This window comes from Agrobacterium sp. H141 (assembly GCF_057158725.1).
Genome location: NZ_CM169893.1, coordinates 1,834,325 through 1,857,160, shown reverse-complemented (window position 1 = coordinate 1,857,160; position 22,836 = coordinate 1,834,325). Strand labels below are relative to the sequence as shown.

The 22,836-nt window shown below is 57.0% G+C and carries 24 protein-coding genes and 1 tRNA gene; 9 read left to right on the top strand and 16 right to left on the bottom strand.

Translation table 11 applies throughout. The features are described from left to right. Positions 1-87: 87 nt before the first annotated feature. Positions 88-354 (top strand): usg protein, encoded by a 267-nt coding sequence (locus ACWPM9_RS08495; protein WP_428187067.1) that lies wholly within the window; start codon positions 88-90, stop codon positions 352-354. Positions 355-359: 5 nt separating this feature from the next. On the opposite strand, the gene ACWPM9_RS08490 is transcribed toward ACWPM9_RS08495, so the two are convergent. Next, a complete protein-coding gene (locus ACWPM9_RS08490) occupies positions 360-1,082 on the bottom strand; it encodes a DUF2270 domain-containing protein (protein ID WP_484757388.1) in 723 nt (240 codons plus the stop codon). A gap of 119 nt (positions 1,083-1,201) precedes the next feature. Between ACWPM9_RS08490 and ACWPM9_RS08485 the strand changes: the two genes are divergently transcribed. The 3 genes from ACWPM9_RS08485 (at position 1,202) to ACWPM9_RS08475 (ending at position 4,057) form a co-directional block, all read left to right on the top strand. Next, positions 1,202-2,020, top strand: a complete 819-nt coding sequence (locus ACWPM9_RS08485) for a methyltransferase domain-containing protein (RefSeq protein ID WP_484757387.1) — start codon at positions 1,202-1,204, stop codon at positions 2,018-2,020. A 154-nt stretch (positions 2,021-2,174) separates the two neighbouring features. Next, on the top strand, positions 2,175-3,074 hold the full coding sequence (locus ACWPM9_RS08480) for a LysR substrate-binding domain-containing protein (protein WP_484757386.1): 900 nt from the start codon (positions 2,175-2,177) through the stop codon (positions 3,072-3,074). 110 nt (positions 3,075-3,184) lie between these two features. Further along, positions 3,185-4,057 carry an NAD(P)-dependent oxidoreductase gene (locus ACWPM9_RS08475; protein ID WP_484757385.1) on the top strand — a complete coding sequence of 291 codons (873 nt, stop codon included), beginning with the start codon at positions 3,185-3,187 and terminating at the stop codon, positions 4,055-4,057. A 64-nt stretch (positions 4,058-4,121) separates the two neighbouring features. On the opposite strand, the gene ACWPM9_RS08470 is transcribed toward ACWPM9_RS08475, so the two are convergent. From ACWPM9_RS08470 to ACWPM9_RS08460, 3 genes are read right to left on the bottom strand one after another with little or no spacing between them, the layout of a single operon-like run. Continuing rightward, positions 4,122-4,610, bottom strand: coding sequence for an Lrp/AsnC family transcriptional regulator (locus ACWPM9_RS08470; RefSeq protein ID WP_428187071.1), 489 nt, complete (start codon positions 4,608-4,610; stop codon positions 4,122-4,124). Between the two features lie 59 nt (positions 4,611-4,669). Continuing rightward, the gene (locus ACWPM9_RS08465) at positions 4,670-5,302 is read right to left on the bottom strand and encodes a uracil-DNA glycosylase family protein (RefSeq protein WP_484757384.1); all 633 of its coding nucleotides are present in this window, start codon (positions 5,300-5,302) and stop codon (positions 4,670-4,672) included. 26 nt (positions 5,303-5,328) lie between these two features. Beyond that, positions 5,329-5,940, bottom strand: a complete 612-nt coding sequence (locus ACWPM9_RS08460; protein ID WP_484757383.1) for a glutathione S-transferase — start codon at positions 5,938-5,940, stop codon at positions 5,329-5,331. Between the two features lie 304 nt (positions 5,941-6,244). Between ACWPM9_RS08460 and ACWPM9_RS08455 the strand changes: the two genes are divergently transcribed. Both ACWPM9_RS08455 and ACWPM9_RS08450 read left to right on the top strand, forming a co-directional pair. After that, a complete protein-coding gene (locus ACWPM9_RS08455) occupies positions 6,245-7,771 on the top strand; it encodes a sensor histidine kinase (RefSeq protein ID WP_428187074.1) in 1,527 nt (508 codons plus the stop codon). Between the two features lie 86 nt (positions 7,772-7,857). Continuing rightward, a complete protein-coding gene (locus tag ACWPM9_RS08450; protein ID WP_484757382.1) occupies positions 7,858-8,832 on the top strand; it encodes an endonuclease/exonuclease/phosphatase family protein in 975 nt (324 codons plus the stop codon). A 60-nt stretch (positions 8,833-8,892) separates the two neighbouring features. Here the strand turns inward: ACWPM9_RS08450 and ACWPM9_RS08445 are convergent, their stop codons facing one another. Both ACWPM9_RS08445 and cobT read right to left on the bottom strand, forming a co-directional pair. Continuing rightward, positions 8,893-9,297, bottom strand: a complete 405-nt coding sequence (locus ACWPM9_RS08445) for a diacylglycerol kinase (RefSeq protein ID WP_428187076.1) — start codon at positions 9,295-9,297, stop codon at positions 8,893-8,895. Continuing rightward, positions 9,290-10,312, bottom strand: coding sequence for a nicotinate-nucleotide--dimethylbenzimidazole phosphoribosyltransferase (gene cobT / locus ACWPM9_RS08440; protein WP_428187077.1), 1,023 nt, complete (start codon positions 10,310-10,312; stop codon positions 9,290-9,292). The genes ACWPM9_RS08445 and cobT overlap by 8 nt, the downstream gene beginning before the upstream one ends. A gap of 126 nt (positions 10,313-10,438) precedes the next feature. On the opposite strand from cobT, the gene ACWPM9_RS08435 reads away from it, so the two are divergent. From ACWPM9_RS08435 to ACWPM9_RS08425, 3 genes are read left to right on the top strand one after another with little or no spacing between them, the layout of a single operon-like run. Beyond that, positions 10,439-11,221, top strand: a complete 783-nt coding sequence (locus tag ACWPM9_RS08435) for an adenosylcobinamide-GDP ribazoletransferase (RefSeq protein ID WP_484757381.1) — start codon at positions 10,439-10,441, stop codon at positions 11,219-11,221. 35 nt (positions 11,222-11,256) lie between these two features. After that, a complete protein-coding gene (locus ACWPM9_RS08430; protein WP_428187079.1) occupies positions 11,257-11,472 on the top strand; it encodes a DUF1289 domain-containing protein in 216 nt (71 codons plus the stop codon). 1 nt (position 11,473) lies between these two features. Beyond that, a complete protein-coding gene (locus ACWPM9_RS08425; protein ID WP_484757380.1) occupies positions 11,474-12,175 on the top strand; it encodes a retropepsin-like aspartic protease family protein in 702 nt (233 codons plus the stop codon). 3 nt (positions 12,176-12,178) lie between these two features. Here the strand turns inward: ACWPM9_RS08425 and ACWPM9_RS08420 are convergent, their stop codons facing one another. The 10 genes from ACWPM9_RS08420 to ACWPM9_RS08375 all read right to left on the bottom strand — a co-directional run bounded on the left by ACWPM9_RS08420 (position 12,179) and on the right by ACWPM9_RS08375 (position 22,667). Then, positions 12,179-12,940 (bottom strand): ABC transporter permease, encoded by a 762-nt coding sequence (locus ACWPM9_RS08420; RefSeq protein ID WP_484757379.1) that lies wholly within the window; start codon positions 12,938-12,940, stop codon positions 12,179-12,181. Further along, positions 12,937-13,863: an ABC transporter ATP-binding protein gene (locus ACWPM9_RS08415; protein WP_484757378.1), complete on the bottom strand. Its 927-nt coding sequence runs from the start codon at positions 13,861-13,863 to the stop codon at positions 12,937-12,939. The genes ACWPM9_RS08420 and ACWPM9_RS08415 overlap by 4 nt, the downstream gene beginning before the upstream one ends. A 175-nt stretch (positions 13,864-14,038) precedes the next feature. Further along, complete coding sequence (locus ACWPM9_RS08410) at positions 14,039-14,863, bottom strand: response regulator (protein WP_428187083.1); 825 nt, start codon at positions 14,861-14,863, stop codon at positions 14,039-14,041. Between the two features lie 223 nt (positions 14,864-15,086). Then, positions 15,087-15,341 (bottom strand): hypothetical protein, encoded by a 255-nt coding sequence (locus tag ACWPM9_RS08405; RefSeq protein WP_484757377.1) that lies wholly within the window; start codon positions 15,339-15,341, stop codon positions 15,087-15,089. Between the two features lie 128 nt (positions 15,342-15,469). Further along, entirely contained in the window at positions 15,470-18,082 is a 2,613-nt protein-coding gene (locus tag ACWPM9_RS08400; protein ID WP_484757376.1) for a mechanosensitive ion channel domain-containing protein, read from the bottom strand. A gap of 218 nt (positions 18,083-18,300) precedes the next feature. Next, a tRNA-Lys gene (locus ACWPM9_RS08395) sits at positions 18,301-18,376 on the bottom strand. A 100-nt stretch (positions 18,377-18,476) separates the two neighbouring features. Beyond that, positions 18,477-19,394, bottom strand: a complete 918-nt coding sequence (locus tag ACWPM9_RS08390; protein WP_484757375.1) for a PhzF family phenazine biosynthesis protein — start codon at positions 19,392-19,394, stop codon at positions 18,477-18,479. 66 nt (positions 19,395-19,460) lie between these two features. Further along, positions 19,461-20,201 (bottom strand): NUDIX hydrolase, encoded by a 741-nt coding sequence (locus ACWPM9_RS08385; RefSeq protein WP_484757374.1) that lies wholly within the window; start codon positions 20,199-20,201, stop codon positions 19,461-19,463. Beyond that, the gene (locus ACWPM9_RS08380) at positions 20,198-21,307 is read right to left on the bottom strand and encodes an endonuclease/exonuclease/phosphatase family protein (protein WP_484757373.1); all 1,110 of its coding nucleotides are present in this window, start codon (positions 21,305-21,307) and stop codon (positions 20,198-20,200) included. The genes ACWPM9_RS08385 and ACWPM9_RS08380 overlap by 4 nt, the downstream gene beginning before the upstream one ends. Before the next feature lie 166 nt (positions 21,308-21,473). Further along, positions 21,474-22,667, bottom strand: coding sequence for an acyltransferase family protein (locus ACWPM9_RS08375; protein ID WP_484757372.1), 1,194 nt, complete (start codon positions 22,665-22,667; stop codon positions 21,474-21,476). Between the last annotated feature and the right edge of the window lie 169 nt (positions 22,668-22,836).

The following is a 22,836-nucleotide window of genomic DNA, read 5'->3' as shown; positions in this document are numbered from 1 at the left end:
CTCAAGCTTCGGTTAAGCCTTTGGTGTTTCCATTTCCGTGTCTGCACGAAACGCGACACCAAAGGGAACAGCAATACGAGGCACAGCATGGAAAACGACATGGAACTGATGCTCAAAGGCTATGGCATGACCACGGCACAGATCCTTTACCGCATGCCCGACCATCAGACACTTCTTCAGGCCTATATCTGGCAGCATTACGATCTGGCACCTGATTTTCCCGAGATGCAGAATTTCCTCAAATTCTGGCAGGAGAAACTGGAAGGCCCCATTCATTCGGTCACCTATGTCCATCGCAAGCTGATCGCACAGAATGAGTGGCGGGCGCTGAAGGGCGAATTCATCCTGCACTGACGCGATCACACATGGACATCGCCGAAGGCGAACTCGCCCTCGCCGGGCTTGCGGGCAACGGCTGCGGCGATGATCCCGACATAGATGCAGGCAACGGCCGTGAGCACCGACCAGCCCGGCAACGGCCCGAGGGCAGCGTTCTTCACCAGTTCGCCAAACGACCAGACGGTATCGACCGCAGGTTGGTTCGGCAGCAGCTTGGGTGTCGAGATCTTCAGGAACCAGGCCGCAAGCAGGATCAGATACATCCAGACATAGTTGCGGCGGATACGGCGCGAGATGGCCTCCCAACGTCCCATCAGGAAGATCGGCGATCTGAGACTGGATGCGATGGCCACAGACCAGTCGTCGTCCAGCTCGCCATGGGGCAACAAGGCTTGAGAAAAGTAGTTGCGCTCCAGCTGCCGCACCCGCGAACGATAGACATCGAAGAAACGGTAGCGCCGCGCCTCGATCAGCAGGAAAAGCGATATCAGCAGCATGGCAAACAGAACGATGCCATGATGGGAGTTGGGCGTCGACAGTGAGACCGAGAGGACACCGGCCACCAGCGTGATCGCCCAGTTCGAGGTCCGGTCGATCCGATCGCGCCAACTGGCCATGCGTCCCAGTTCACCGCGATAATAATGGGCAATCATGTTGGCTTTTTCGGCGGAGGTCGATGGCAGCTTTGGCGTCGCCGGCGCTTGCCGTTCGAAATGTTCGTTCAAAAAATCGAGCGTTTCCATCGCAGCCTGCCTCCAGATAGCATTTCCAACGAACCAAGTGTTTCAGGGTTCCCAGGCCCTGCACATTGCAAAATGCCGTCGAAGACGATAGAGCGCCACAAAATTCAAGCACACGAGGAATGTTCATGGCCCGGATCGACGAGGAAGCTTTGGCGGAGGCCTATAACCGCGCATTGGCCCATGAAAAGGCCGGTGAGATCGATGCCGCAGTCACAGCCTATACGGAGTGCCTGGCACTTGATCCGGAAGACCACGGCGGAGCCGCTGTCCGCATCGCCTCACTTGGACGCGGAGACGCGCCGCCCAAGGCACCCGATGCCTATGTCGAGACGCTGTTCGACCAGCATGCCGAAGCGTTTGAGGACATTCTCGTCGAGCAGCTCGGTTACGCGGTCCCCGTGATGGTACGCCAGCGACTTCAGGCTCTGGAGCTTGGACCGTTCAAGCGCATGCTCGACCTTGGCTGCGGCACCGGCCTGACCGGCGGCACCTTGCGCGACATGGTGGATGACATGACCGGCATCGACATTTCGGAAAACATGGTCGAAATCGCCCACGAGAAGGATCTTTACGAGACGCTCTACGTCGCCGAAGTCGAGGACTTCCTCGAAGACAATGACGACGAGCCTTTTGACCTGATCACCGCGACAGACGTTCTGCCCTATCTCGGAGCGCTGGAACCGCTCTTTTTCGGGGCCGCCGAAAACATGGTCGAGGGCGGGCTTTTCGTCTTCTCGTCCGAAACGCTGGAGGCATCGGCAGGTCGACCCTATACGGTCGGCCCGCATCAGCGTTATCTGCATACAGAAGCCTATATCCGCGAGCGTCTGGCCGCGACTGGCTTTGAGATCGTCGAAATGGGCGAAATTAACGTTCGCATGCAGGATGGTCAGCCGAGCCCCGGTCATCTGGTGATCGCGAAGCTGACGGGCGGATGATCCGTGCCGGCTGAAACGTCATCAGCCGGATCACATCGGATAGTATCAAGAGAAATGCGGGCATGGCGGTCTCCTTTCGAGACACCAATTGAGCCCACTTGCGCTCTCCGCTCAAACGAGCTTTAAGTCACCTTCGATTGACTTGAGGTTATGCATGAAACGTGGTCGGCTTCCGTTAACGGCACTACGCAGCTTCGAGGCGGCGGGACGCCTCCAAAGCATCGCAGCAGCCGCCGATGAGCTGTTCGTATCGGCAGCAGCAGTCAGCCGGCAGATCCGCGACCTCGAATTACAGCTCGGCAAGCCGCTGTTCACCCGTGGACACCGCAGCATCGCTTTGACAGACGAGGGCCATTCCTTGCTGGCCGTCCTGACAGCATCCTTCGACACAATCTCCGAACAGCTCGACCAGGTGTCCACAAGCACGGCGCGCGGCGCACTGACGATCAGTTGCGAACCAAGCTTTGCCGCAAACTGGCTCGGCCCGCGCTTGTCCCTCTTCCAGCAGACCGAACCGGATATCGATGTGACCATCGATTCCGATGCACGATTGATCGACCTGCGCCAGGGCAAGGTGGATATCGCCATTCGCCATAGTCTGGAGCGCGACAGCTGGCCGCGCAGTCAGGCGCGTCACCTGACCGACGTCTCACTCGTCGCCGTCGCTGCCCCCAGACTACTGGACGGCCAGACGATTGTCGCGGCATCCGATGTTTCACACTTCAGCCTGCTCCACGAGGAAAACCGGGAAAACTGGCAGCGCTGGTTTCACGCAGCTGGCCTGTCTGTGCCGGCAAAGCCAGGCCCGATCTTCACGGATGGTGCGCTGGTCTATCAAGCGGCCCTGCGCGGCGATGGCGTGGCACTGGTCGACCTCAAACAGGCTGCACCGGCGCTTGCGGTAGGCGACCTTGTACAGCTGTCCGACATTGTCATTCCAAGCGGCGATTATTTCATTGTGGTCCGTGATTTCGCCAGACTGTCCGCACCGGCAGCCGCTTTCGTCGACTGGCTCCTGGAAGCCACATCGGCTGCCGCCGAAACCGAGAGCTGAAGCACCGGCCATCGAAAGGAGCGAACCGAAAGACACCCTGCCCGGCTTTTCCTTTTCGCGCCGGTCCGCTACGTCTGGCAGATCGAAAAAAATTCTCAAGGGAGCATAACATGGCCAAGGTGGCATTCATCGGTTTGGGCGTAATGGGTTACCCGATGGCGGGCCATTTGACGGTGAAGGGTGGTCATGACGTCACCGTCTACAATCGCACCACTGCCAAGGCCGAAGCATGGGTGAAGCAGTTTGGCGGAGCCATGGCCCTGACACCGGCGGAGGCTGTACAGGATGCCGAATTCGTCTTCTCTTGCGTCGGCAATGACGACGACCTTCGTTCGGTAACACTCGGCGCCAATGGCGCGATTGCCGGTATGGCCCCCGGTGCCATTCTGATCGACAACACCACAGCCTCTGCGGAAGTTGCCCGCGAGCTCGCTGCCGCAGCAAGCGACAAGGGCTGCGGCTTCATCGACGCGCCCGTATCGGGCGGCCAGGCCGGCGCTGAAAATGGTGTGCTGACAGTCATGTGCGGCGGCGACAAGGCGACCTTCGACAAGGCAAAGCCGATCATTGATGCCTATGCACGAATGGTGGGCCTGATGGGCGATGTGGGCTCCGGCCAGCTCACCAAGATGATCAACCAGATCTGCATCGCCGGCGTTGTGCAGGGTCTGGCCGAAGGCATCCACTTCGGCAAGAAGGCCGGTCTCGACATAGAAAAGGTGATTGAGGTTATCTCCAAGGGAGCGGCAGGATCCTGGCAGATGGAAAATCGCCACAAGACCATGAACGACGGCAAGTATGACTATGGCTTTGCCGTCGACTGGATGCGCAAGGATCTCGACATCGTGCTGACTGAGGCTCGCCGCAACGGCGCAAGCCTTCCCGTCACAGCCCTTGTCGACCAGTTCTACGGCGAAGTGCAAAAGCTTGGTGGGCACCGCTGGGATACGTCGTCCCTGCTGGCACGACTTGAAGCCAAGTGATCGGCTTATCCAACAATGCCCGGTTCGGTTTCCAACCAACCGGGCGTTCGGTTCTTGACCAGCCCTATTCCTCGCCCGATTTTCCGTTGTCGAGCATCATGTAGTCGAGCGGCAATTGCGTCGTATACTTGATCTGCTCCATGGCAAAAGCAGACGACACGTCGCGGATCTCGATCTTGGCAATCAACCGCTTGTAGAAGGCGTCATAGGCGGCAATATCCGGCACCACGACGCGCAGCAGATAATCCACGTCGCCGCTCATGCGGTAGAACTCGACCACTTCGGGAAAATCGCCAACCACTTCAGAGAAGCGTTTGAGCCACTCGATCGAATGGGTATTGGTGCGGATGGAGACGAATACCGTTACCTTGGTATTGACCTTGGCCGGATCGAGAAGCGCCACACGCCGGCGAATAACACCGTCTTCTTCCATCTTCTGGATGCGGCGCCAGCAAGGCGTCGTCGAAAGCCCCACCTTCTTGGCGAGATCTGCAACGGCAAGCGTTGAATCTTCCTGCAGGATGCGCAGGATCTTCCGGTCTAAACGGTCCATTTCTACCCTTTCGAGCTCTCATCTACCGTATAGCCCACAAATACCGATAACAAACAGTATCAAGCAGACCCCAGCAGACGATTGACCTCTCTTTTCAACAGGGGAAGTATGTCGGCTTCAAACCACGCATTGCGTTTCAGCCATCCGGTGTTGCGCCAGCTCGGATGCGGCAGCGGCAAAACGCGAGGTCCATCGCGATTGGCAAGGAAGCTGTCACGCCAGTGAAAGACGGTCTCGGTCATGGTCTTCTTGCGGTTTTCACCAAGATGCCAGACCTGTGCATATTGACCGATCGCCAGCACGATCTCGATTTGCGGCATGGACGCCATCACGGAAGACCGCCACTGCGGTGCGCATTCCCGACGCGGCGGCAAATCATGGCCCTTGGCGTCATAGCCCGGAAAGCAGAATCCCATCGGCACGATGGCAAACTTGTCTCGATCGTAAAAACTGTCGCGATCCACACCCAGCCATTGCCGCAGCCTGTCGCCCGAGGCATCGTTAAACGGTAGACCCGATTGGTGCACCCTCATCCCCGGAGCCTGACCGGCAATGAGGATTTTCGCCGTCTTGGAGATCACTGCGACCGGTCGAGGCTCGTGTGGCAATCGCTTTTCCGGGCCATCCAACGGTTGCTCCCGACAGATCCGGCAGGCCGCAATCGTCTCTCTCAACGCCTCGATGTCGGACATATGCTACCTTACCGTCGTCTGGATCGTCACTGTCCGGCACTCGGACGCGCAGAGACCGCCTTGTACCAGCGCCAGACATGCACCAATTCCTCCGGACAAAGGATCCGGGCCGGCTTCATGAAATCGAAGGCGATCATCATGGTGATGTCGGCGATGGAGAAAAGCGATCCGGCCACGAATTCCCGACCGCTCAACTCCTGATCCATGAACTGCAAAAATTCCAGCGCCTTGGGCTTGTTGACCTCACCCCATTCCGGCACCTGCGGGACTTCCCATTCCTTCATCGCCGGATGCAGATGGCGGAAGGCGGCGGCCACACTTGCGAGGTAGTGAAATTCCACCCTGCGGTTCCACATTTCAACCAAGGCCTTGTCCTTGGCATCCACGCCAAAAAGCGGCGGCTCGGGATGACGCTCCTCGAAATATCGGCAGATAGCCACAGATTCCGTAATCACGGTCCCATCGTCCAGTTCCAGCACCGGAAGCCGCTGCAACGGATTTTTCGCCGTTAGTTCCGCCGACTTGTGTCCCATCGCCCCCATATCCACCGGCACGATGTCCACGGAAATGCCTTTTTCTTTCAAATAGACCGTTACCCGGCGCGGATTGGGCGCGCGCCCGCCATCATATAGCTTCATCGAATGCCTCCTCTGCCTCCCATAGATAGCAAAGAATTCAGCTCTCGCCAGAGATCGCCAAGAGGACATGCCAACAGGATATCGAAAGTTTACGATTAAGGCGAAATTGGACGTCTGATTCGATATGCGAGAAACAGCTCGTAAGAGTTTGTTTTACCTCAAAACAACTTCGCTAAAAAGCAATGAGTTGCGGCAATTCATTCTTTACCGACATGGCAAACAAAACCTTTCTCAACAGCATTTCTTAAGAATTGCACGATAGATTGCAGTCAATTGGAACAATTCCGATCGGCATCCGGCAGAGATGAGTAACGGCGTAAGCACCTCGACCGACAAAAACATTGTCGACCTCACACGCAGTCACCGTAACAAGGCTGCGTCCAAGGCCGTGCGCGCAACCCGGGAGCGTCTCCAGACAAATCACATCGGTGGCGCTGCATTCGATTGCGAGATGCTGCGCATGCATATGCGCTCAGCACTTCAAGGTGCCGCTGTCATCCCCATCCTCGTGCTATTCGTGGCCGGTGTTGGCGCGATCATCCAACCGTCGCCTGCACTCTACATCTGGGTCATGTTCACCCTGACCATCCATGCGCTCAACGTGCTGCTGATCCGCAGCGTGTCGAAGATGGATTTCGATGAACGGCAGGTGCAGAAGTTTCGCCGGATCCTGATCGGTGGTCAGGTGGCAATCGGCATCTGCTGGGCCATGTTCGCCCTGGACTATGGCAACAGCCACACCTTGTTTTTCTACAAGGGCGCCGTTCTACTGATCGTGCTCTCCGTCACCGCCATGTCGAACGTCATGCTGCGGCAGGCGACTCTCTTCAGCTTTCTGCCAACCGTTATGGCACTGCTCTACAATGCAGCAACGACACGTCAGCCGCTCGACATCGGACTGACCACGATGTTCACCACGGCGGTGATCTTCTTCATCTATCTGGCCGGCAAGCTCTATCGCAACAACATCGTCCTGCTCTCGTTCCAGAGCGAAAAGGACGACCTGATCGTCGAGCTGGAAGTCGCCAAATCCATGTCGGATGAGGCCCGCCGCCGCGCCGAGGACGCCAATCTGGCCAAATCCCGGTTTCTTGCGTCCATGTCGCATGAGTTGAGAACGCCGCTGAATGCCATTCTCGGATTTTCGGAAGTCATGGCGACGGAAGTCCTGGGGCCGCTGCAGAACCCGCTCTACAAGGAATATGCAGCCGATATTCATCGCTCCGGCGATCACCTGCTCAACCTTATCAACGAGATCCTCGACCTGTCGCGCATCGAGGCCGGCAAATACGAGTTGAACGAATCCGCGATCTCACTGCTGGAACTGAGCGAAGACTGCGTCGGCATGGTCCAGCTTCGCGCCCGCGCCAAGAACATCACCATTCACGAGCAGTTCGAATCCGCCCTGCCCGGTGTCTGGGCTGACGAAAAGTCGATGCGTCAGGTCATCTTGAACCTGCTGTCCAACGCGGTCAAATTCACCCCCCAGGGCGGCGAGGTCAACATTCGTGTCGGCTGGACTGCAGGCGGCGGGCAATATGTGGCGATACGCGATAATGGCCCGGGCATTCCCGAAGAGGAAATTCCGGTCGTTCTCTCGGCCTTCGGTCAGGGATCGATCGCGATCAAGAGTGCAGAACAGGGCACCGGCCTTGGTCTGCCGATCGTCCAGGCGATCCTCAACAAGCATGGCGGCGAATTCAAGCTCAAGTCCAAGCTGCGCGAAGGCACCGAAGTGATTGCCATCCTGCCGGCCCGCCGCGTTCTGGAAACATTACCCGCCGTCTCGGAAATCCAGGCCGTCCAGCCTCGCCGCAGGCAGTTCGCCTGACGGCTCAGACGCCTGTTGGGAATTCGCGTATCTGTCACCGTTTTCTGCTAGCCTCTGTCCATTGACTATTCAGTGGGGATGACATCATGAAACTGGGACTGAACGCGGCCCTGCTGGGCCTTGCAATGACGGCCGCCGCGGTGACGCCTGCCTCATCTGCCGATACGAAAACCGAACTGACGGTAATGAGCTTCAATATCTGGGGCGGCGGCACCAATGCGGGCAAGGGTGTAGAGGAAACAGCCGCAGCCATCCGCGCCACCGGTGCGGACATCATCGGCATTCAGGAAACCAAACCGGAGCCAGAAGTCTGTGAAGCCGATGCCTGTCCGGCGGTCGGCGAAAGCGTGGCAGCCAAGCTCGCGCAAGCACTCGGTTTTCACTACTACGACCAGACCAAGGAAAATCCGGCTTTGTGGGCCAATGCCATAATCAGCCGCTATCCCATCGGCAAGGCGACGGCCAATGATCTCGGCGTTGAAATTACCGTCGATGAACGCAAGGTCTATGCCTTCAACATACACCTGACCGATTTCCCGTACCAACCCTATCAACTGCTCAACATAGAATACGGACCGGCCCCCTATTTGAAGACCGAAGCGGAAGCGGTCGATGCTGCTGCTCAGGCGCGGGGACCGGCACTTGATCTGGTGATGAAGGATCTGAGGGAAGCAGAGGGCGCAGATGCGGTATTCCTGTTTGGCGACTTCAATGAGCCGTCGCATCTGGACTGGACCGAGGCAAGCGTGAAGGCCGGCCATCAGCCCATCGCTGTCCAATACCCCTCCGCATTGAGGATCGAACAGGAAGGCGGCTTCACGGATCTGTTTCGCATAGCCTTCCCGGATGAAGTCGCAAAACCGGCCTATACCTGGACACCGACAAGCGAGGTCTCCGATCCGGAAGACCACCATGACCGCATCGATTACACCTTCGGCAAGGCCAAAGACATCAAGGTCATCGCCGCCGGCATCGTCGGCGAGAAATCACCGGAAGCCGATGTCGTCGTCACACCTTGGCCATCGGATCACCGCTCCACCTTTGCAAAAGTCGAGTTTTGATCGGGATATTGAGGACCGGAGCAAGCCTCCGGTCCTCAGATACGGACTTGTATCTGGCCCTTAGAAGAACACCACGCTTGCCGCAAACACGCCGTTGGCAATGAGCAGGCAGAAAACGGCAAACGATCCCAAATCCTTGGCATGGCGAGCGACCGTTGAGAATTCCGGCGATACGCGGTCGACGATTTCCTCGACCGCGGTATTGAGCGCTTCCACGGCAAACAGCACCAGCGCCAGAACCAACAGGATCACATACTGGGCCAGCACTGCGCCGGTGAGCGCAAACAGGATCACAAGAACGACGAAGGCCAGCAGTTCATGACGGAACGCCGCTTCGCCGAGAAGCCGCTGGAACCCCTGCGACGAATAACGCGCCGCTGCAAAAAAATGCGCAACGCCGGTCTTCTTGCTAAGATCCGTCTCGCCAATTCTCTCTTCGCTTCGAGATGTTTTATCGTCAAGCATCGGATTTACCACTGACGCCGGCTGCTTCGAAAGTCGCCATGCCGGTATGGCAGGCTGCTGCGGACTTGACGATACCCGCGGCAAGCGCAGCACCGGTGCCCTCACCCAAGCGCATGCCGAGCGCCAGAAGCGGCGTCTTGCCGAGCTTTTCGATCGCCCGCATATGGCCCGGTTCCGCTGATACATGGCCGATCAGGCAGTGGTCGAGCGCCGACGGGTTCATTGCCTTGAGGATGGAGGCCGCAGCAGTTGTCACATAGCCATCGAGCAGCACGGGAATCTGCTGCATACGGGCAGCCAGAATGGCACCCGCCATGGCCGCGATCTCACGCCCGCCTAACCGGCGCAGGATTTCCAGCGGGTCCGACAGATGCTCCTTGTGGAATTCGACGGCGGTTTTCACAGCATTGATCTTGCGCTGAAGCACTTCACCCTCGGACCCGGTTCCAGGACCGACCCAGTCTTCCGCCGTGCCGCCGTAAAGCGCCAGATTGATTGCAGCGGCGATCGTGGTGTTGCCAATGCCCATTTCACCGATGCACAGAAGATCCGTGCCACCGGCCACCGCTTCCATGCCAAAGGCCATGGTGGCCGCACAATCGCGCTCCGACAACGCCGCCTCGCAGGTAATATCGCCGGTCGGATAGTCGAGCGCCAGATCGAAGATCTTCAGACCCAGATCATGGGTCACGCAGATCTGGTTGATGGCGGCACCGCCCGCTGCGAAGTTTTCCACCATCTGCTGGGTAACGGAGGATGGAAAAGGCGTGATACCATGCGTCGTGACACCGTGATTGCCGGCGAAGATGGCAACGAGAGGCCTGTTGACCGCAGGTGTACGGCCGGTCCAGGCAGCAAGCCACATGGCGATTTCTTCGAGTCGACCCAACGCGCCGGGCGGCTTGGTCAACTGTCCGTCCCGTTTGCGCGCGGCAGCCAGTGCTGCGGTGTCGGGACCCGGAAGGTCGTTGATCAGCACGCGAAAATCGTCGAACGGCAGGCCTGTGACATTCATGGATATTGCTTCCTTGTCTTTGCACTCGACTTGAGGCTTTGTGGCCTCTCATAATAAGCCCGGGAATATGCCACAACCCAAAAAAGCGACATTTCGGTCGCACATGCAATGGAGGTTCGCAAGGCCATGAAATTGAGCGACTATTTTGACGACACCGTCCGCTCGATTGCCTTCCTGAGCCGCATTCCCGTGCCCAGATCATTTTTCTCTGGCACAGGCCCCAGCATTTCGGGCGGTGTCCAGACATTCCCGCTCGCAGGAGCGCTGATCCTGGCTGGTCCCGCGATATTGCTGTGGTTGCTGCTGGCAGCCGATGCGCCGGTCTATCTGGCCGCCTTCCTGGTTCTGACCCTGCAGACCATGATCACTGGAGCACTGCATGAAGACGGCTTGAGCGACGCTGCAGACGGTCTTTTTGGCGGCCGCGACAAAGACCATGCGCTCACCATCATGAAGGATAGCCGCGTGGGCTCCTATGGTGTCATTGCCATGGTCTTGAGCTTTGGCCTCAGGGCCTCAGCCATCGGTGCCATCGCCATGAGGATCGATCCGATCGAGGCTGCCCTTTGCCTGCCAGCGGTTGCCGCCTTGAGCAGAGCGCTGATGGTCTGGCACTGGTCGGCCATCGGTCCGGCCAAGACAGATGGCGTTGCAGCATCGCAAGGGGAACCGACGAGAGATGCTGTGACTGCAGCGCTCATCGCCGCGGTGATCGTCGCATTCGCCCTGCTCTGGCCGTCGGCGGGCTTTGCGCCAATGCTGTTTGGCTCGGCTATGGCGGCTCTCGCTTGTGCCGCATTTACAGCCTTTGTCCGCAAATGCATCGGTGGCCATACCGGCGACACCATCGGTGCCACCCAACAGATTTGCGAATGCCTGATGCTTGCAAGTCTTGCTCTGGCAGTCTGAAGCCACAATATAGGGTCTGACAACAGAGGCGCCCCATGGAATCACCTTGCATCCTCGTTTGCGTGATGGACGACAAGACCGGCCTCTGTTTCGGCTGCGGTCGCACGCGCGAGGAGATCGGCGGCTGGAGCGGCTATACCGGTGAACAGCGCCGCACCATCATGGAAGCACTCCCCACCCGGCTGGAAACCATCGAGCGCAAACCGCGCCGCGAAACCCGCCGCAGCCGCATGGCAAAACAGCGAGAATAGCTTGAACAGATTTTATATCGTCATCGCCATCCTGGCCTTCGGCCTGGTCGTTTTGATTGCCAACCACGATACCGGCCGAAGCTTCGGCATGGACAATGACAGCTTCGGGCAATTGATCACGCTCCTGCCCTTCGCCGCGATGCTGTCGGTCGGTATCCTTGCCAGCCGTCGTTCATTGGGCGAGAGTTTGAAACAGATGCTGACCTGGGCACTGATCGCCATGGCGCTGACCACGGGCTATCTCTATCGCAACGAATTGCAGCAAGTGGGAAATCGTCTGGTCTCCGGTCTGATGCCTGGCCGTGCGGTCGTCGCAACCAATGCCGATGGTCAGCCGATCGTCATCCTGCACAAATCGCTCGGCGGTCATTTCGAGACCAAGGTCACGGTCAACGGCACCCCGGTCTCCATGTTGGTTGACACCGGAGCGACAATCGTTGCCCTTTCCTATGAAGACGCCATTGCCGCCGGCATAGACCCGGAAAGTTTGACATACAGCCGCACCATGCTGACGGCCAATGGCCGCGCGCAGGCAGCCCCGGTCCGCCTGAAAAGCATCGACCTCGGCCCGATCCGCCGCGAAAACATCGAAGCGACAGTCACCCAGCAGGGAATGCTCGATCAGAGCCTACTCGGAATGAGCTTTCTCTCCACGCTGAGTTCGATCAACATTCAGTCCGATGAGTTGCGGCTACAGGACTGAAGGTCAGTTGCGCAGCTTGTATCCTGTCTTGAACACCCAGCTCAGAAAACCGAGGCAGATGCCCAGGAAGACGAGGATCATGGCAAAGCTGATGGTCGGAGCGACGTCTGCAATGCCGTAGAAGCTCCAGCGAAAGCCACTGACGAGATAGAGCACAGGATTGAGGTGACTGACCGTCTGCCAGAACGGCGGCAACACGCTGACCGAATAGAAGGTCCCGCCGAGAAAAGTCAAAGGCGGAACCACGAGCATGGGCACCATGCTCAACTGCTCGAAATTCTTCGCCCAGATCCCGATGATGAAACCGGCCATACTGAAGGTGATGGCCGTCAGCGCCATAAACACGACCATCATGACCGGATGCTCGATATGCAGGTCAACGAAGAGCGCCGAAGTCGCAAGGATGATGAAACCGATCATCATGCCTTTTGTCGCCGCAGCCCCAACATAGCCCAACAGGATCTCCGTCATCGCCACCGGTGCCGAGAGGATCTCATAGATCGTTCCCACGAATTTCGGAAAGTAGATACCGGTCGAACCGTTGGAAATGCACTGGGTGATCAGCGTCAGCATGATCAGCCCCGGCGTAATGAAGGCACCGTAGGATACACCGTCGATCTGTTGCAGCCGTGAGCCGATGGCAGCCCCGAACACGATGAAATAGAGCGAGGTGGAGACCACCGGAGACACCACGCTTTGAAGCATGGTTCTGCGTGTGCGGTTCATCTCGAAATAGTAGATTGACTTGATCGCCTCGTAATTCATGCTTTTTCTCCGATGAGTGAGACGAAGATATCTTCAAGCGACGTCTGGCTGGTGGAGATGTCCAAGAAGCGGACACCGGCCGCCTCGACAGCGGCCAGCAGCCCGGCAACGCCACCATGATTGGTTTCCTGGTCATATTCGAAGATCAACTGAGAACGATCCTCGGATAGATTGAGATTATAGGCAGACAACGCCTCCGGAACGCCATCAATCGGCTCCGCCAGCTCCAGCACCATCTGCTTTCGCCCGAGCTTGTGCATCAGCGCATCCTTTTGCTCGATCAACAGCAGTTCACCCTTGTTGATGATACCGATGCGGTCGGCGATCTCCTGGGCTTCCTCGATATAGTGGGTCGTCAGGATGATGGTGACACCCGTACGGCGAAGCTCGCCCACCAGTCGCCACATATCCTTGCGCAAGGCCACATCCACGCCAGCCGTCGGCTCGTCGAGGAACAGAATGTCGGGCTGGTGAGAGAGAGCCTTGGCAATCAGCACGCGCCTCTTCATACCGCCGGAAAGTTCGCGCAAGGCACTGTCCCGCTTGTCCCACAGCGACAGGGATTTCAGCAAGTCCTCGATATAGGCCGGATCGGCACGCTGGCCGTGGAGACCGCGCGAGAATGTGACGGTATTGAACACGGTCTCGAACTGATCCGTCGTCAGTTCCTGCGGCACCAGACCGATTACAGCCCGGGTCTTGCGGAACTCCTTTACAACGTCGTGTCCACCGACCAGAACAGTCCCGCCGCTCGGATTGACGACACCGCACACAATGGAGATCAGTGTCGTTTTTCCCGCCCCGTTGGGACCGAGAAGAGCAACGATCTCCCCCTTCTCGATGTCGATGCTAACATCCTTGAGGGCAGAAAAACCGTTGTCATATGTCTTGGAAAGATTTTGGATCGAAATAATGGGCGGCATCGGTTGTAACCAGTCGGTGCGAGGATAAGAGCCCTATAGATAGAAAGCATGATCGAACTTGCCAGTTCGTTAGCGCGATTCACCGCCAGAAAGTGGCAGCAGACAGATCCCGGACGCAAAAAACCCGCCGACGGCCGAGGCCGCGACGGGTTTGAAGACAGCCAGCAATCCTCAATCAGGCGCGCTGTTTTTTACCGGCATTGATCTGCACCAGCGTATCCAGGTTCTGGTTGACGCGGCAGTAGAATTCCTCGTCAATGAAGGGGCGCAGCATGAAGTCGTTGCCGCCAACCTTGAGGAAGCGCGCCGACAGCAGACGATCCGTCGAGGACGACACGCCGATGATGCGCAATTCATGACTGCCGCGAACGGCACGCACACGACGCGTCAATTCAAAGCCATCGATATCGGGCATGTTATAGTCGGTCACCACCAGGCCGATATCCTGATTGGCCTTCAGGATTTCCAGTGCCTTGGCACCGTTCTCGGCAACGCTGACCCGGAAATTGTAGCGCTTCAGGCGGGTGGACAACAACGCACGCGCTGTCGGGCTATCATCGACGATCAGCACGTGGTGCTGGTGGTTGGTCAAGAAGCGATAGATTGACTCGGCCAGCATCTCGACCGCGAAAACGCTGTCCTTGAGGATGTAGTCGACGATCTCTTTCGCCAGAAGTTTCTCGCGAGTGTCGCTGTGAAATGTGCCGGTAAACACGATCGTCGGAATATTGAGATCGATCAGATATTCCAGAGCCTCGCCATTTTCGGCACCCGGCAGATTGATGTTGGAAATGGCCAAGGTCACCGGCTCGTCGGCCAGTTCATTGGCCACCTGCAAATCCTCGAACGTACGGCAGACCTCGGCGTCTATGCTGAATAGTTCTTTCAGGCGTGTGGTGATCATGGATGTGAAGACATTTGAGTCTTCCGCCACGATGATCCTGACATCGGGGAATTGCTGACCGGAATACTGCATTCCGGAAATACCGAAGATTGCCATGCTACGCCTTTTCTCGAGAACTTCACTAATTTCAGGAGGTTCTAACATCATCAGCTTGAAGAACTGTTAATCGCAGAAGCACGGAACTCGCAAAGCTATTAATGAAACCTGAAGAAAACATTCCCAAACACGGACGTGCAGTTGTTTTTTTGGGGTGCGAAAAAAGAAAAACGTCCGGTTAGACCGGACGCTTTCTTTTTGATCGCGATACTGGTTCAGGCCATTACTTGATGGTACCGGAACCATTGATGATATCGACTTTTTCATTGCCTTGGAGACCGATCCGGTCTCCGTTCGGAAGCGTTAAAAAGCAGCCGGTCGGACATAGTGACTGGCTTGCACCGGCATCCAACGCCACTTCCATACGGTTGCCGTTTTCAACGACCGACAAGACGATCGGCGCAGAATCCTTGTTTGTAACGGTCGCTGCCGATGCCATGCCAGCGGACAAGGTCAGCAACATAAGCGTAGTCATCATGTTTCTCATGGCATTTACGACGCAACAGCGCCGCCCTCTCGTCTAGAATGTCGCTTTGATCTTGTAAGACCTCAAGCATTTGCAACCGTTATACACCGTCAACCTGAATGCGACCTGAATAATATCACTCAGGCTTTATCGCCATCGCCGGATGCATCCTCCGGTATGTCGCCAGTTTCCACAATACCGTGTTGTTCCGGTTTATCCATCGGGCGTTGTGCGGCAGCGGTTGCTGTCTTCACTGCCTCTTTTACCTGATTTTCGCGCATGAAGAGATTGACGTCGCGCTGTGGGAACGGGATTTCGATTCCAGCTTTCTTGAAGCGCTCAAACACCTCGATACGAATACCGTTCTTGACGTTCAAGGCATCGAGAATATCCGGCACGAAGATACAGAGCTGGAAGTCGAGCGAGGAATCGCCGAACCCGAGGAAGATGACAAACGGCTCGGGATTGCTCAGCACGCCTTCCTGCGCATGGCCCGCCTCCTCCAGTATCCGGATCACCTGACGCGGATCGCTGTCATAGGAAACACCGATCGGCACATCGATGCGCGCCAAACGGTTGCGGTGGGTCCAGTTGCCGAGCGACGCGTTGATGAACTCCGAATTCGGCACGATGATCGTCTGGCGCTGAAATGTCTCGACCTCGGTTGCCCGCACCGAAATCTTGCGGACAAAGCCCTCGGTCGTTCCGGTGGCAATCCAGTCACCGACCTTGAAAGGCCGCTCGACCAGCAGAATGAGGCCAGAGACGAAGTTGGAGACAATATTCTGCAATCCGAAACCGACGCCGAGAGACAAGGCACCGGCGACAAGGGCCAGGCTGGACAGGTTGATCCCGGCTGCCGAAACGCCAATGACGCCGGCTATTGCTGCGCCGATATAGCCGACCCCCGTCTTGACCGAATTGCGCACGCCGGCATCGACATGCGACCGCGCCATGACGCTACCGTCGAGCCATTTCTGAAACCAGCGCGTAACCACAAGCCCGATGGCGAACAACAGAACGCCGCCGGCAATCCCGAATAGCGAAATCCGGATATTGCCAATGGAGATCTCGTTAAAGATCTGAAAAGCCCACAATTCGATATCCCTGGGCTGGAAACCCCAGGAAAACAGGATCAGCGGAACACCGATGGCCAGAACAAAAAGATAGCTGAGCAATCCGGCGACAAGGCCGACCTGGTCGAGACTGACGCTGCCAAGATGGAAACGCTCCTCGATATACTTTCCCACCCTCGTCTCGCCGAACCGGTCAGCAGCCGATATCTCGCGGGCAGACAGCATGCCGATATACATCGTGGCGATGACAGCGCCCGTCACGATGATCTGCGTTGCCAGAAAACGTGCCATGCCGACATAACCCGAGAGGCTGGCAAGCAAGAGGCCGATACCGATCAACCTGAGCGCCCAGACGATCCAGCGAGGCCAATCGCGGCTGTCGGCGCTGTCGGCTCCATCCTCACCTGCAACGGGCTTCAGGAATGAAACATAGATGACCAGCAAGCCAACGACCGCAGAGGAAATCAGGCTCTTCATGACGGTGAGAACGACGGGCGAGCCCAGCGCCTCGCTTATGCTGCCAGCGACGTAATCGAGGCCATTGACGATGGCCATCATGAGGATGGCTACACCGAGGCTGCGTGCGCCACTGTTGGAAACAGAGACAAGCCGCCAACTGGGCTGCCTGGGAGCGAGAATCGCACGTGATATCAATGCAACGAAAGCGACGAGACCGATAAAACTGTAGGTCGCGGAGACGATCGGAGCGATATCCATACGCAAGACGTTGAAGGTCTTGAGCAGGAAATAGGATGTGACAAGAAAGAAGGCCAAGGCTAGCGCCGGCAGGATCGTCGCCCAGAAGGCCACAGACAATCGGCTTGTATAAGCGGGCTCCTTGATTGCCGGATCACGTCGGATAAGGCGACCGAACAGCCGGTATTCGACGGCGAGCAAAAACAAGGCTAACGCGATGGACAGCAACACCGCGCTTGCAAGCGAGAGACGCTTGTAGTTCCAGATGAAGTTGAACCAGCTGCTGACCGTGCGAACCAAGGTGCTCACTTCGACGGTAAAGGCCGCTGCTGCATCCGAAATCAACGAGGGAGAAATGTCGGTATGCTCCAAAAGCCGGTCAGTGAAGAGATCGCGGCGAATTTTGGTGATCGCATTCGATAGCTTGTTGGCCGTGATCGAAAGATCTTCAGCCTCTCCTGTCAGATTATTGATCTTCAGTCGCTGGGCGGTGAGCTTGTTGCGTTCATCGGTCACCGATGAGTCTTCGGCCGGCTGCCCCTCGGCTGGCGGCTCTCCAAGTTGGTCGAGGTGGCTTTTGACCTCGTCGAGCCGCGGGCGAAGATTGACTGTGGTGGCGAGAAGATCGCGCGTGACCTCGTCAATGCTCACTTTTGTGTCGATCAGACGCGAATCGTCGGTGACATTGCCTTCGACGACCTTGCGCAAAGTCTCGAGACGCTTCTGCGCGTCGGTGATTTCCTGCTCCGCCTTCTGGATGGCGTTCTCATCATTGATAATCGCTGCCTGAGCCTGGACAGGAACGGCGGATCCACCGGCAATGCCGGCAGTCAAAGATAAAAAAGCGATGGCGACGAACAGACGTCGGATACGATGCGAAAGAAGCAAATTCTGTCCTTTAACTGCAGGCACGAACTGTGGCCGATCATAGAGATGCGATATGGCAAAGGAAAGGACGGCATGCATAGCGACACGCCGCATCAATGATCGCATTTTCGATCTATGTTGCCGGCTACCTGTCTCCTGCCACCACGCCACCTTACCTTAGGTTATCCACAGCAATCCACAGGCAAGTGGAACAGCCCAAGGACTAAAACAGAAACATTGCGGGAACGCGACCTAGTAGTCAGCGGAACAGATGCAGATCACGGAAAATTTTATATTTGGAGCTGACGTTTTTTCTTCCCAGGAAGAAGAAATGGTGGGTGATGTAGGGCTCGAACCTACGACCCGCTGATTAAGAGTCAGCTGCTCTACCAACTGAGCTAATCACCCACAGCCACCGTCCGGTGGTGTGATGCGGCGTATAAACAGGAAGCTCAGACTTGTCTACCACCTCGGTGAATTTTCTTTCGACCTTTGCGATTTTTCTCGTTCAAAGGTCCAGTACGCCGCTTGCAACACGCACCGCCTGCCCCCCGATCCTGGCCTTCACGATTTCATCGTCCTTGCTATCGATATGCAGGTGAATAAAGGAGGGGCGCCCCATCTCAACACCCTGTTCGACGATCATGGGATGATGACCATCCGGCAATGCATCAAAATGCTGAATAGCGCCGGCAAGCGCTGCCACTGCCGCACCGGTTGCCGGATCCTCGGCAATCCCCATGCCCGAACCAAACATGCGTGCATGAAAACGGGCGCGATGATGAACCCCGCCTCGGCAATAGACATAAGCCGACGACAATGCACCATCGGCATAGGGGGCGACGCGCTCCCACATCTGCGGATCGAATTCAAGGCTTTCGACCGAGCGCAGATTGTGAACCGGCACCACCAGAAAGGGCACGCCGGCGCTCCAGACGGATGGCAGGTGATTCTCGAACCCGACCTCGCCGGCCTTCAGCGACAGCGCATTGGCAATGCCGCCTTTTTCAAGAATATAATCCATCTTTACCGGTTTGCGCGGCAGATCGAATTCGGCAAAGCTCGCTTCTCCGGGCCGCAATCGCACAGCGCAGCGTACTGGCCCGATATTCTCCTCGAGCACCGAGACCTGATCGAGCGATCCGCCGGCGTCTGCATGGTTACGTTCCGCAAGAGCGATGGCCGTGCCGACGGTTGGGTGTCCTGCAAAGGGCAATTCACGCGCTGGCGTAAAAATGCGGATACGGGCGGTATAGGCCGTATTCTCCGCTTTCTGAACAAAGACGGTTTCGGATAGCTTGATCTCGCCGGCGATTGCCTGCATGGCCTCGGCTGTCAATCCTTCGCCGTCGAAGATGACCGCCAACGGATTGCCGGCAAGCTTTTGGTCAGTGAAAACATCATAGATCGAGTATTCGCGTGCCAAAGGCGCCTCCGCTCGTCATCGGTGTGTCATCCGTTTAACGTTCATCCCCCGCGACAGTTCATCCGGTCAAGCCCCGTCTCCAAATATCCACGTCAACAAGGGCAGCATCGCCACATCATAATTGTGGGCCGCAGGGTCGTTTGAGCGGATCGCAACGACATCCGCGATCTCCTGTTCACCATCGACCGCCATATGTGCGCGGATATCGGCCATCAGGTCTTCTGCTGTCCTGTCGAAATGGAAACGGCGATAAACGGTGACCCGTCGTTGCCGATGGCTGGCAAAGAGTTTCTCATCAGCACGCGCAGAGGAAAGCTCGAGACCGGTTTCCTCCAGGACCTCGCGCATCATATTGCCCTCGAGATCGCAGGCGCCATTCGCGACATCGTCCTTGTCGAGCGATCCAGCGGCGCAATAGACTTTTCCTGCGTTGATGGTGTGAGCCGCCATCTTGATGGCAATGATTGCCCCGTCGGAGGAGATCAACACCGGAAAGCCAAACAGGTGAAATCCGCCCCGTGCCGGCTGCTGGGCGCGCCACCAGAGAAAGGTCGAATAGGGAACGAGGTGCCCGACCCCTTCGATGACGCCATCGTCCATCGTCAGCCGATGCTGCAGCACGACCTGCCCGTTGAACAAAGCCGGCTTCTTGTCCACCTCCTGGAGCCAGTTGCGTTCTGCCTCCAAGCGTTCCGCGATATGAAATGGATGATCGACCGGCAAGACCTGAAGACTGAGGGAACCGACCGGAAAAATAAGATGTTCCGGCGGCCACAAGCGATGATCTTCTTCAGTGATATCGATCATTCAAGATCCAGAGAAATGACGACAGGGCAATGATCGGACGCCTTGGGTCGGTCCCAGCCGATCCGCGGATAACGCTCGACCTCCTGGCCAGGCGGAAACGGCGTGCGGAATGGCTGCCCGCCCCGAATGATTTCAGGAACGGCATTTGCGTTTCGCCGCGCCAGATGCGGCGACAGCCAGATATAATCGAGCTGACACAAATGCTGTTCTTGCGGGCCACGCGAATGATAAAGCGTCCAGCGATCGAGTGCATCCCGACGCAGCATTGGATTTTCAACAAAACCGTCATGGCTGAACGCATCGAGCGCGCTGTCGAGCGCACCGACATGATGGAAGCTGTAGCCACGGCGTCGGTCGCCGGACACATCCACCCGCTCCTGGTAATCGTTCATATCCCCGCAGATGGCAAAAGACTTGGTTGCAGTGCCGCCTTTACCGAAACGCGCTTCAATAATGTGGCGCACCGCATACGTCTCCGCCTCGCGCACAGGCTTGGTTACCATGCGTCCATCGACGCCATCGCGTGCACCGCCCATCGATTTGAAATGCACGACGTAGAGCGTAAAGGGACGTCCACCGATTCTGAGATCGACTTCCAGGCAGTCGCGCTTGAAGATCTTGTCATCGGGTGCGTTTCGATCGACGAGTGCCGGATTGAACAGGCCGAGTTCGCGATAGGTGACACCGGCATGGCTTTTGATATCCGTGAGTTCGATCTTTTCGCCGTCTCGCGTTTCCTCGCGCATCATCACGCCGACGTCGATACCGCGCCCGTCATTCCCCTCCACAAGATATTTGTGGCGGTAGCCGCTGCCCATCATGCGGAACAGGTAGCCATATTCGAACGCCTGAAGCGCTTCGAGATTATCCACCTCCTGCAGGCAGATGATATCGGCATCGGCGTCGGCGATCGAAAGCGCCGTCATCTGACGCGTGTCGTCGGTTGATGCCACCACGCGTGCCGCCTCAAGACGCTGATACTCAGCCTCGTTATCGACCTCGAACAGCTGCAGGACCCTGTCCTGTCGCGAGCCATTTCGGAAACCCGAATAATCGAACCGCGTCATCAGGTTTTCGACGTTGAAGGTAGCAAGACGAAGCGTCATGTGAGACTTTCGGGATTTTTCGACGCCGGAGGGCTGGCGCAAGCGTCGGTGAAACTCCTTTGAGGACATCCATCAGACGAGACGCCCCCCGAGCGCCTGATCAAGGGCGTGACTGGAGCGCCAATGAACCATCTAAGAGCGGAGGCCGCAAGCAGACTTGTGACTGCTATCTGGTGCCGGGCAGCGTGGCTGGCTGCCCTTGCGGTGCCGGCGAAGCAGACGGCCACAATTTTTTACCCCAGTTGCGAAAGAGCGTCTGACCCGGCAACTCCACCCATCGATATGTGAAATGGCTGACAATCACGGTCAGCACAACAATGACCAAAGCATAGAGATTGGCTGCGAGCGGCGAGAGCGACAGTCGAAAATACTGCTGACCAACATCCGTCGTATAATCGAACAAGGTGATACCGGTCAGTTTTTGAACCAACATCATGACATTGCCGGCGCGCAGAACGATCCACGCATGCACGACGTAGATCGAAAGGGAAATCGCACCGAGATACATCATTGGAGCCGTGCTCATCAACGCCGAGATATGGCCTCGGCCGTAGGCGAACAGCACCATCAAGAGAATGAACACTACCGGCAGGATCACGGCATATTCCGTGCGACCGATCGCCAGCTGAAGCCCGATCATCAGCGCAAATCCTGCAAGTTCCAATGCCGTGAAAACCGCAACAGCAACAGTCTTGAACAAGTCACGCTGGTAGAGATAGCCAAAAAGATAATAGGAAAGCGTTCCGCAACTGAAGCCAAGGAATGACCGAAAGACGCCGAAATCCTGAAACGAACTCATGCCATCCGGCGCAACCAACACCAGCATCGCCATGCTGAACGGGATCACCACGACGGTCACATACAGAAAACGTCGCCTTAGGCAGAAGAGCGAGGCGGCAAACAGCAGATAAGCCGCCCATTCGGTTGAAAGGCTCCAGCTTGGAAAATTCCAGGTCAGTTGATCGTGAATACCCCAGGCCTGAATGAGGGTCAGATTGGTGACAATCGCGAAGAGAGATTTAGGGCCCTCGAAATAGCCCCGGCCTTCAGGGGCGAGCGGGCTCAAAATGGTCGCAAAGGCAATTTCTGTCAGTATAAAAACCAGTAGCATCACCACATGTATGGGATAGATCCGTCCAAGGCGCGCGATGAGAAAACGGCGGAAGCTGTATCCTTCGAGCAGCCTCTGCTCATAGCCTGCGACGATGACGAAGCCGCTGAAGACAAAGAAAAGATCGACAAGGGAACGGCCGCTGGATTCGAGCCCAGACTGGTAGAGGAAAGTCGCAGCCGGTATGTGCGACAACACCACAAAAATAGAAAACAATCCGCGCAAGCCGTCGAACGCCAAAAATCGCATCAATTCACCCAGCCTTCACTGATCGCCGGCCCCGAAATTCCACACGGGCAAGAGGCCCACAAGCGAAACTAGGCCGACGGTGCTTAAGGTTTGGCAAATATGGCAGCACCGAACACGACTGCACGGGGCGATGTATATATGCCGCAATGAGATTGTGGTGAGGCGTCTG

Coding starts and splice junctions, on each gene's coding strand:
- ACWPM9_RS08385 (WP_484757374.1), bottom strand. CDS start 20,201: ATGATCGATATCACTGAAGAAGATCATCGCTTGTGGCCGCCGGAACAT.
- ACWPM9_RS08475 (WP_484757385.1), top strand. CDS start 3,185: ATGGCCAAGGTGGCATTCATCGGTTTGGGCGTAATGGGTTACCCGATG.
- cobT (WP_428187077.1), bottom strand. CDS start 10,312: ATGAATGTCACAGGCCTGCCGTTCGACGATTTTCGCGTGCTGATCAAC.
- ACWPM9_RS08490 (WP_484757388.1), bottom strand. CDS start 1,082: ATGGAAACGCTCGATTTTTTGAACGAACATTTCGAACGGCAAGCGCCG.
- ACWPM9_RS08445 (WP_428187076.1), bottom strand. CDS start 9,297: ATGCTTGACGATAAAACATCTCGAAGCGAAGAGAGAATTGGCGAGACG.
- ACWPM9_RS08485 (WP_484757387.1), top strand. CDS start 1,202: ATGTTCATGGCCCGGATCGACGAGGAAGCTTTGGCGGAGGCCTATAAC.
- ACWPM9_RS08435 (WP_484757381.1), top strand. CDS start 10,439: ATGAAATTGAGCGACTATTTTGACGACACCGTCCGCTCGATTGCCTTC.
- ACWPM9_RS08495 (WP_428187067.1), top strand. CDS start 88: ATGGAAAACGACATGGAACTGATGCTCAAAGGCTATGGCATGACCACG.
- ACWPM9_RS08405 (WP_484757377.1), bottom strand. CDS start 15,341: ATGATGACTACGCTTATGTTGCTGACCTTGTCCGCTGGCATGGCATCG.
- ACWPM9_RS08420 (WP_484757379.1), bottom strand. CDS start 12,940: ATGAATTACGAGGCGATCAAGTCAATCTACTATTTCGAGATGAACCGC.
- ACWPM9_RS08400 (WP_484757376.1), bottom strand. CDS start 18,082: ATGCGGCGTGTCGCTATGCATGCCGTCCTTTCCTTTGCCATATCGCAT.
- ACWPM9_RS08460 (WP_484757383.1), bottom strand. CDS start 5,940: ATGAAGCTATATGATGGCGGGCGCGCGCCCAATCCGCGCCGGGTAACG.
- ACWPM9_RS08470 (WP_428187071.1), bottom strand. CDS start 4,610: ATGGACCGTTTAGACCGGAAGATCCTGCGCATCCTGCAGGAAGATTCA.
- ACWPM9_RS08430 (WP_428187079.1), top strand. CDS start 11,257: ATGGAATCACCTTGCATCCTCGTTTGCGTGATGGACGACAAGACCGGC.
- ACWPM9_RS08415 (WP_484757378.1), bottom strand. CDS start 13,863: ATGCCGCCCATTATTTCGATCCAAAATCTTTCCAAGACATATGACAAC.
- ACWPM9_RS08455 (WP_428187074.1), top strand. CDS start 6,245: ATGAGTAACGGCGTAAGCACCTCGACCGACAAAAACATTGTCGACCTC.
- ACWPM9_RS08480 (WP_484757386.1), top strand. CDS start 2,175: ATGAAACGTGGTCGGCTTCCGTTAACGGCACTACGCAGCTTCGAGGCG.
- ACWPM9_RS08465 (WP_484757384.1), bottom strand. CDS start 5,302: ATGTCCGACATCGAGGCGTTGAGAGAGACGATTGCGGCCTGCCGGATC.
- ACWPM9_RS08375 (WP_484757372.1), bottom strand. CDS start 22,667: ATGCGATTTTTGGCGTTCGACGGCTTGCGCGGATTGTTTTCTATTTTT.
- ACWPM9_RS08380 (WP_484757373.1), bottom strand. CDS start 21,307: ATGACGCTTCGTCTTGCTACCTTCAACGTCGAAAACCTGATGACGCGG.
- ACWPM9_RS08450 (WP_484757382.1), top strand. CDS start 7,858: ATGAAACTGGGACTGAACGCGGCCCTGCTGGGCCTTGCAATGACGGCC.
- ACWPM9_RS08410 (WP_428187083.1), bottom strand. CDS start 14,863: ATGGCAATCTTCGGTATTTCCGGAATGCAGTATTCCGGTCAGCAATTC.